Origin of the sequence: Xanthomonas sp. 3498 (genome assembly GCF_014199795.1) — a bacterium.
In the GTDB taxonomy this organism is placed as follows: Bacteria; Pseudomonadota; Gammaproteobacteria; order Xanthomonadales; family Xanthomonadaceae; genus Xanthomonas_A; species Xanthomonas_A rydalmerensis.
Genome location: NZ_JACHOH010000002.1, coordinates 1,057,652 through 1,064,868, shown reverse-complemented (window position 1 = coordinate 1,064,868; position 7,217 = coordinate 1,057,652). Strand labels below are relative to the sequence as shown.

Below are 7,217 nucleotides of genomic sequence, written 5' to 3'. Positions count from 1 at the left end.
GGATCCTTGTGCGCCCCCGGCGGCGCCAGGGCCAGGGTGGCCCCGTTCAGCAGTGGCCAGAAGAACTCCCAGACCGATACGTCGAAGCCGAAGGGAGTCTTCTGCACGACGACGTCGCGGGCGTCGAGGCGATAGGCCTGCTGCATCCAGACCAGGCGGTTGACGAGGGCGCGGTGCTCGTTCTGGGCGCCCTTGGGGGTTCCGGTGGACCCGGAGGTGTAGATGACGTAGGCCAGATGACGGGCGTGCAGGCCGAGGGCGTGCGGATCCGGATCGGTCTGCGGCTGTTGGTGCCAGGCCGGATGCGGGTGGTCCAGGTCCAGCACGTGGCGGCCCGGCAGGGCCTCGTCGCCGAGGGCGATGCGGCCGGCGGCATCGACCAGCAGCAGGGCCGGATCGGCGTCGTCGAGGATCTGCTGCAGGCGTGCGGCGGGATAGTCCGGATCCAGCGGCACGTAGGCGCCGCCGGCCTTGAGGATGGCGAGCAGGCCCACGACCATGGCGAAGGAGCGCTGCACGCACAGGGCGACCAGGCCATCGGGGCGCAGGCCCTGGGCGATGAGGTGGTGCGCGAGCTGGTTGGCCTGTGCGTTGAGCGCGGCGTAGCTGAGCGTGTGCGTGTCCAGGACCAGGGCCGTGGCGTGCGGGCTGCGTTGCACCTGCTCCTCGAACAGCTGGTGGAGGCAGCGATCGTCGGGATAGGGGGCCGTGGTCTGGTTCCAGGTCTCCAGCAATAGCTGGCGTTCCTGCGGCGCCAGCAGGTCGATGCGGGACAGGGGCTGGTCTGGTGCATGTACGCTTGCCTCGAGCACGCGGACCAGCGCGTCTGCCATGCGCTCCATCGAGGCATCCTCGAAGAGGCTGCGGTTGAAGCGCCAATCCACGATCAATCCCGCATCCGACGCAACGGCGTCCACCTGCAGGTCGAACTTCACCGGAGCGCCGGGGTTGTCCAGTGCCTCGACGTCGATGCCAGGCAGGCGCAACCCGGCGCGCTCCTGTGTTTGCAGCGCCAGGAAAATTTGCACCAACGGCGTGTAGGCGGGGCTGCGCCCCGAGCACAGGGTGTCGACCAGGGTGTCGAAGGGCACGTCACGATGCTGCAGCGCTTCGATCACGGCCTCCCGGCTGAGCGCCAGGGCATCGGCGAACGTCATGTCGCCGCGCATTGGCACGCGTAGTACCAGCGTGTTGACGAACAAGCCGACGACCGTTTCCAGTTCCTTGCGTTGCCTGCCACTGACGGGGAAACCAAGAGTGATGTCGTCCTCGTTGCTGTAAGCAGACAGGACAGTGGTCAGTGCCGCATGCAGATACATGAAAAGCGTGGCGTTGCTGGCCTGGCATAGCGTCTGCGCGGCTTGCAGCCAGCGTTGCGGCAGAATCCGGCGGACGGTGCCGCCGTCGTAGACCTGGACTGCAGGCCGCGGTTTGTCCAGCGGCAGGCTGTGCAGCGCCGGCAAACCAGCCAGCTTTGCTTTCCAATAGTCGAGCTGCGCCAACTGTTCGGAACCCTCGGCCTGCTGGTTGCTCCATGCTGCGTAGTCGATGTAGTGGAGGGTCGGTGCCGGCAGCGCCGGCGGCGTGCCGGCGGAAAGCGCCGTATAGAGCGCGCTGATCTCGTGCTCCAGAATGCCGATGGACCACTCGTCGCCGGCGATGTGGTGGATATTCAGCAGCAGCATCCAGTTGCCGTTGCCGAGGTCGCTGCAGGTGGCGCGGAGCAATGGTCCGGCGGCAAGGTCGAAACGCCACCGGTTCTCGCGCTGCAGCAAGCGCTGCAGGGCATGCTCGGCCTCATCGGAGGTGGCCATGGAGAGATCGAGGTGCTCGAATGCCACGCGCCCTGTGGGCTGCACGCATTGCCGCACCTCGCCATCTTCCTCGGCAAAGACGGTCCTCAAGGCCTCGTGGCGCGCCACCAGCGTATCCAGCGCGGCCTGCATGTGCGCGGCATCGAAACTGCCGCGCACGCGGTAGACCCCGACCATGTTGTATGCGCCATTCGCCTCCTCCAGCATGTGGAGCAGCCACATGCGGCGTTGCGCCGTGGATGCCGGAGCCGATGTCCTCGTCTCCGGGGCCAGTGCCGGGATGCCCGCGACATGCCGCGTCTCCGACTTGGCCAGTTGTTGCAGGATGTCCTGCTTGTGCCGGCGCAAAAGATCGAGCAGTGCGCGATCCGGGGTGGGACCATCGAAGTGGACGCGCAGATCGCCGTTGTTCTCGGCCAGACGGATGCCGCTGCGAACGCATTCGCTCAGGAGATCGTGAATGTTCATGTGCGCGCAGACGTCCGTTCCAAGGTGAAAGGGTTCATGGCGGGCTGGCGGCTGCCTGGGGGGCTGTCGCGTTCCACGCAAAAGGCATCGCTCGGAGTGTTTTGGGTGGTGGACGCGATCACGCCGTTGTCGAACTTCAGCACCTTGTCGGCGAGATGGAAGTAACGCTCGTCGTGACTGACCACGATCGAGGTCTTGCCCAGCTTCTTCAGCCCGGGCAGGAAGGTGCCGTAGAAGAACTCGCGAAACTCCACATCCTGGTCCGCGGCCCACTCGTCGAAGACGTAGATCTCCGACTGCTCGAAGTAGGCAATCAGCAGGGCCAGGCGCTTACGCTGGCCATAGGACAGCCTGGTGGTGGACAGGCGTCCGTGCTCGACGCTGACCTTGTCGGAGAGATGCAGCCTGTCCAGCCAGTCTCGCACCTGCTCGGGCTCAATCTCCTTGCCGTGCTTCGCCACCAGCGTTTCGAACAGGTAGTAATCCTGGAAAATCGCAGAAAAATACTGGAAGTGCGCCCGCTGGTCTGCCAACTGCACGCCATTGATCAGCACTTCGCCGGCATGGCGCTCGTACAATCCGGTCAGCAGCTTCGCCGCGGTGGTCTTGCCGCTTCCGTTGCCGCCGACGAAATAGACGATCTCGCCACGCACGATGTCCAGGTCCAGCGGGCCGACATTGAACCCGGGACATTCTCCGTCCGGATTGTCATGGCGGAAAAACAGTCCTTTCGCCGACAGCGACTGAAACGGCTCCATCGCCAAGGGTGAGGAGGAGGCGGTATCCGTGGCATCGAGTCTGAGCGCATGCAGGTGCGCGACGGCCGCCTTGGCGGCGTGCACGGTGCGGAACGAATTGATGAGGACCGTGAGCGGGCCGACGATATAGAAAATGGTCAGCACGAAGGTCACCACCGGTTCGCGGTCCGGCACGCCGATGTGCGAGGACAGGAACAGAAGCGTGCCGACCCCGATGAAGATGATCGCGGTCGCCCAGCTGTTGGAGATGTTGAGAAACAACTCCGCGGTCTTGGTGGCGTCCTTGTATTTTTGGGCGAATCCCTCCAGCTCATCCCGGATCAACCAGCCCTCCCGGTCCGGGTTCAGCTTGAGTTCCTTGCTGCCGTCGATGACCGCTTCGTAGCACTTGAACAGATCGTTCTCCACCTTGCGGCGCAACTGGAAGCGCGCCTCCGCCCGGTCGGCGATGACGACCTTGGCCACGTAGAGGCCGATGAGGAGGAGTACGAAGAAGACCAGGAACAGGCGGGATGAGATGACGGCGAGATAGACCAGGCACGCCAGCACCACGGTGATGTTGAACACGTAGTTGGGCAGCGCGACGAGGAAGTCGTGCAACGCAGGGACGTCGCGGGTGAGCGCGGCGTACAGCCGGTGGCGCCCGATGGCCTCGATTCTGCGAACCGATAGGTGGCTGATGGCCTGCACCAGCTTGTGCCGGAGGCCATGCAGCATGTTGGCGCTGAGTCGCGACAGCGCCACCTGAGAGACCAGGCCGAACCCGACCATCAATACCAAGGCGCCGGCAAATTCTGCGATTGCATCCGGCGCGGCGACGGCGGCGCGCATGTCGCGGCCAACCAGGGCCAACAGCCAGATGTTGGCTGCGCCGGCAGCGATGCTGATCGCGCTGGCGAGCGCGATTTGCGGCTTGCTTTGCTTGACGACGTCCAACACCATGGCTTGATAGTCCGTCCTGCGCTCAAAGATCGATGAAGGTGTCCGATGACGCTTCCCGCAGATCGCATGTCGCGTGGCGCACGCGCTCCAGTTCCAGTTGCTGGATCAGCAAGCGGCCTTGTGCGGCGATCGTGGTGTTGGAGAACAGCAGCGGCAGGTCGACGCGCAGCGCGAATTCGCGTTCGATGGACGAGGCAAGCTTGAGCAGCAGCAAGGAGTCGCCGCCTCTCGAAAGAAAGTTCTCGTGAATGCCGATGCCTTGTTGCTGCAGCGTCTCCTGCCACAACATGGTCAGACGGTGTTCGGTGTCATTGCGGGGTGACGCGTCGGCAGCCGCGCCGCGTGGTGCGGAGCCTGGCGCAGGCAATGCCTTGCGGTCCACCTTGCCGTTGGGGGTCAACGGCAGCGCGGAGAGCGGAATGAAGCGCGATGGCAGCATATGTGCCGGCAGGCGCATGGTCAGGAACCTGGCGAGATCGTCCAGAATCTCGGGCATGGCGGGATCTGCTTTGTCCTCGCCTGCCGGCGCCACGACGACATAGGCCAGCAGGATCCGGCCTTCGGCGACCCCCGCCGTGCCGTGGCCGACCACGGCGCATTCGGTGACCGCGGGGTGCTCCAGCAGGCATGCCTCGACTTCCCCTGGCTCGACCCGATAGCCGCGGATCTTCTCCTGATTGTCCTTGCGTCCTCTGTACTGCAGGCGGCCATCGCTGGTCCAGCGCGCCAGGTCGCCGGTCCGATAGACCCGAGTTTGCGCGTGGGGGTTGAACACGAATCGCTCCGCGGTGGGCGCGGGTTGGTTCAGATAGCCCCTGGCCAGACCGGCACCGGCGATATGGAGTTCGCCGACCATGCCGGTCGGAAGCGGATCGCCTGCCTCGTCCAGGACGTAGACCTGGGTGTTGTGGATAGGCCTTCCAATGGAGGCGTCCCCGCCTTTGCTGCGCAGGCAGACGGTGGAATAGGTCGTGCTTTCGGAGGGGCCGTAGAGGTCGTAGACCTTCACTGCCGCAAGCTGCATATAAAGCGCGTCCACCAACTCCTGCTGCAACAGTTCCCCGGCCAGGTTGAGGCAGCGCACAGAGGTGGGAATGGCTGCGGCATCGAGCAGTGCTCGGATCGCCGATGGAACCGTATTGATCAGCGAGACGCCGTCGAACTTCTGGTCCCTGAGCGCCAGCACGTTTTCTGCCAGGACGACGCGGCCGCCGATGGCGAGCGGCACGAAGAGTTCGAATACCGACAGGTCGAAGCAGATCGATGTTGCAGCGAGCACCGCGGACAACTCGCTGGCCGAATAGTGCGCGAGCGCCCATTGGATGAACGCGGCGGCGTTGCGATGCTCGATCAGGACGCCCTTGGGTCGCCCTGTCGAGCCGGAGGTGTAGATGACGTAGGCGACTTCCCGCGCGGACAGCCCGGTTGTCGCGCGCGCCGGATTCACCGCTGCACGCTCGTCCTGTGCGGCCTTGGCGCAAGGGAGGTCCGTACGGATGGCTGACCCACCGACATCACCCAGGGCTTGGGCACCCACCGCGTCGGCGAGCAGGATCGCTGGGCGCGCATCGTCGAGAATGTGGCGTATCCGCGATGGTGGATAGGCAGGGTCGATCGGGACATAGGCAGAGCCGGACTTCAGCACGGCGAGCAACGCGACCACCAGTTCCAGCGATCTGCCATGGCACACACCCACCATGTGCCGAGGGCCGGCGCCTTGCTCGATCAGCCGGGCGGCCAGCAGGTTGGCCCTGCGGTTGAGTTCGGCGTAAGTGAGCGTGGAATAGCCGCACGCCACGGCGACGGCGTCGGGTGTACGCTCGGCCTGCTCTTCGAAGAAATCGTGGATGCACGCGTCCGGGCGCAACGCGACGTCGGCGCCTTGCCAGACGCTGAACTGATCCTGCGATTCCTCCGCGAGCAGGAGCCGGTACGCAGCGACCTGCTGTCTGCCATCGGCAGCGACCTGGTGCAGGACGTGCACGAGCCTGTCGAGCACGGCCTGCGCGTCGGTCTCGCCGAAATGGCCGAGCGCATAGTCCAGATGCAGCCGCACGTCCTGGTTTCCATAGTCGCAAAGCACGAAGGTCAGTGGGGCACGCTCCTGCGAGTGCGACAGGTAATGCGTTTCCACCGGCTCGCCATGGATCTGGAAATCGAAATCCAACTTCTGATAGTTGAAGGCGATTTCGTATGGGAGATCGTCGCTGGTGCCGTGCTTTTCGCGAAGTGCCCTGACCAGGTCGCCGAGCGGGAAGCGGCCATGGCGATAGTCCTGCCGCAGCACCGAGGCCACGTATTCGACCAGTTGGATGAAGGAGATGCAGGGCTGCGCGGCGAACCGATGCATGTTGACGTTGACGATGGAGCCGATGGTGTCCTTGTCATCCGCATTGCGTCGGTTGTGCACAGGCGAGCCGATGACGAGATCGGTGCGCTGGTACGACCTGGAAAAATAGAGGTACAGCGCTGCATGCATCACCGCGACCAGATCGGCCTTCGCGTCGGCGGCCAGTTGCCGCAGCGAGGTGAGCAAGGCCGCATCCAGGACTGCACTGACACGCTTGCTGCCAATTGCTGCCGGAGTATGCAAAAGCGGGAACAGCGCATCCCTTGTGCCAGTGTGGCGCGAAAGCCAATGTTCGCGGCTGCGTAGATACTGCGGGCTGCCGCGATAGCCGGATTGGCGCAGCATGTGATCGACGAAGGAGCAGGGTGGGCGGCCGAGCGCCACCTCAGGAGCGGTCTCGCCCAGGTCTGCGTACATCCCAAGAAAGCGGCGCATCTGCAGGGCGAATCCCCAGCCATCCATGATGAGATGATGGGCTTTGGAGAAATACCAGTGCTCGCCGGATGCCAGCCGCAGCAGCGCATCTTCGAATACGTTCGATGCGATGTCGCCGAACGCCGTCGCCATGCGTTCCTCGATCCAGGCCAGCGCAGCCGCCGCGGTGGCAACATCCACGATGCGCAGTTCGGTCTGGCACACGTCGCTGAGAAACGGCGTGCAACGGCCCCCGACTTCGCGGAAACGCAGGCGATAGGCATCGTTTTCCTGCAACAGACGAGTGCGTGCCTGCCGAAAACGGCCAAGATCCAGCTCGCCGCGATAGACCTGATAGCCCCCGATGTTGTTCACCACCTTCCCGAAGAGCTGCCCCTCCAGATAGATGTCCTGCTGTGCCGGTGTCAATTCGAGAACCATGTGCTTCATCCAATCGCTTCCATCGCCATA

The 7,217-nt window shown here is 64.2% G+C and carries 3 protein-coding genes; all 3 read right to left on the bottom strand.

What is annotated here, in order from left to right; translation table 11 throughout:
- Positions 1–2,282, bottom strand: a 2,282-nt coding sequence (locus GGR66_RS09650; RefSeq protein ID WP_184448071.1) for a condensation domain-containing protein, incomplete at its 3' end; no start/stop codon positions are given.
- Complete coding sequence (locus GGR66_RS09645; RefSeq protein WP_184448070.1) at positions 2,279–3,982, bottom strand: cyclic peptide export ABC transporter; 1,704 nt, start codon at positions 3,980–3,982, stop codon at positions 2,279–2,281. The genes GGR66_RS09645 and GGR66_RS09650, both read right to left, overlap by 4 nt.
- Before the next feature lie 22 nt (positions 3,983–4,004).
- Positions 4,005–7,196: a non-ribosomal peptide synthetase gene (locus GGR66_RS09640; RefSeq protein WP_184448069.1), complete on the bottom strand. Its 3,192-nt coding sequence runs from the start codon at positions 7,194–7,196 to the stop codon at positions 4,005–4,007.
- Positions 7,197–7,217 lie beyond the last annotated feature (21 nt).